The following is a 1,428-nucleotide window of genomic DNA, read 5'->3' as shown; positions in this document are numbered from 1 at the left end:
GTCCTCGGCGGCCGGGACGGCGGGCGGCGTCGGTGCCCCCTCCAGCGCGCCGACCCGGGCGGCCAGGCGCAGCAGCCTCCGCAGCTTGCCGTCGACGACGGATTCCTCGACCTCGCCGTCGCGCACCGCGGCGACCAGGCGCTCGCCCCAGGCGCCCACCGGGCCGGGCATCACCAGGTGCTGCTCGGCGCGCGCCGACGCGACCGTGGTGCGCACCGCGCCCCAGTCCGACATCACGAGCCCGTCGAAGCCCCACTCGCCGGTGAGCGGCTCGGCGAGCAGCGGGTTCTCGCTCATCGTCGCGCCGTTGACGGCGTTGTAGGCCGACATCACCGCCCACGCCCCGGCCCGGGTGACGGCCGGTTCGAACGCGGCCAGGTACAGCTCGTGCAGCGCCCGCTCGTCGACCGCGTTGTCCACGGTGAAGCGCTCGGACTCGGCGTCGTTGGCGACGTAGTGCTTCGGTGTCGCGGCGACCCCGTGCGCCTGCAGCCCCTCCACGTAGGCCGCGGCGAGCTCGCCGGTCAGCAGCGGGTCCTCCGACAGCGCCTCGAAGTGGCGGCCGCCGAAGGGGGTGCGGTGCAGGTTGATCGTCGGCCCGAGGACGACGTCGGCGTGCTGCCGGCGGGCCTCGGCGCCCAGGGCCGAGCCGTAGCGGCGGGCGAGCTCCGGGTCCCAGGTCGCCCCCAGTGCCGTCGACGACGGCAGCGACAGTGACGGCGACCGCTCGTCGAAGCTCTCCCCGCGCACCCCGGACGGGCCGTCCGACAGCACCATCCGGCGCAGCCCGATCGCGGGCTCGGCCGGGGTGGACCAGAAGTCGGCCCCGGTCAGCAGCCGGACCTTCGCCTCCAGATCGAGCCGGGCGATGAGTGTGGTGAGCAGGTCCTCGTCGACGGAAGGCATGGGGCCACCGTACCCGTGAAAACCTAGTGACACTCGGGATTCGTGGGTTAGCCTCGACCGGTGACGACGGCACGCGGGCGCTACGCCAAGGGGCGGCAGCGGCGGGAGCAGATCCTGGACACGGCGCTGGAGGTGTTCGCGACCGGCGGGTTCCACGCGTCGTCGACGAAGGAGATCGCGCGCCGGGTCGGGGTCAGCGAGCCGACCCTGTTCCACTACTTCGGGTCCAAGCAGGCGCTGCTGGTCGCGGTGCTGCAGGCCCGCGACGAGCGCTCCGCCGCCGCGCGCGCCGAGCCCGGGGCCGGCCCCGAGGCGCTGCTGGAGACCGTGCGCGACAACGGGTCCGAGCCCGGTCTGGTCCGGCTGTACGCGGTCACCTCGGCCGAGGCGACCGACCCGGGCCACGCCGCCCACGACTGGTTCGCCCGGCGCTACGACCGGCTGCGGACCGCGCTCGCCGCGGAGCTGGAGCCCGGAGCGGGTCCGGGTGCGGACCCCGGTGCCGACCCCGGAGCCGGCGCG

General features: G+C 75.3%; 2 protein-coding genes. One reads left to right on the top strand and one right to left on the bottom strand.

The genetic code is table 11. The annotated features are described in order from the left end of the window. A partial coding sequence (locus GTW08_RS14790) for a glycoside hydrolase family 3 protein (protein ID WP_161152079.1) occupies positions 1–906 on the bottom strand: 906 nt, incomplete at its 3' end. A 60-nt stretch (positions 907–966) separates the two neighbouring features. On the opposite strand from GTW08_RS14790, the gene GTW08_RS14785 reads away from it, so the two are divergent. Further along, positions 967–1,428 (top strand): TetR family transcriptional regulator (locus GTW08_RS14785; protein WP_161152078.1); only part of this gene is annotated, 462 nt, incomplete at its 3' end.

Origin of the sequence: Pseudonocardia sp. SID8383 (assembly GCF_009864975.1) — a bacterium.
GTDB classification, from domain to species: Bacteria; Actinomycetota; Actinomycetes; order Mycobacteriales; family Pseudonocardiaceae; genus Pseudonocardia; species Pseudonocardia alni.
The sequence above is the reverse complement of the archived record's forward strand: the minus strand, read 5'-3'. Positions and strand labels throughout refer to the sequence as shown.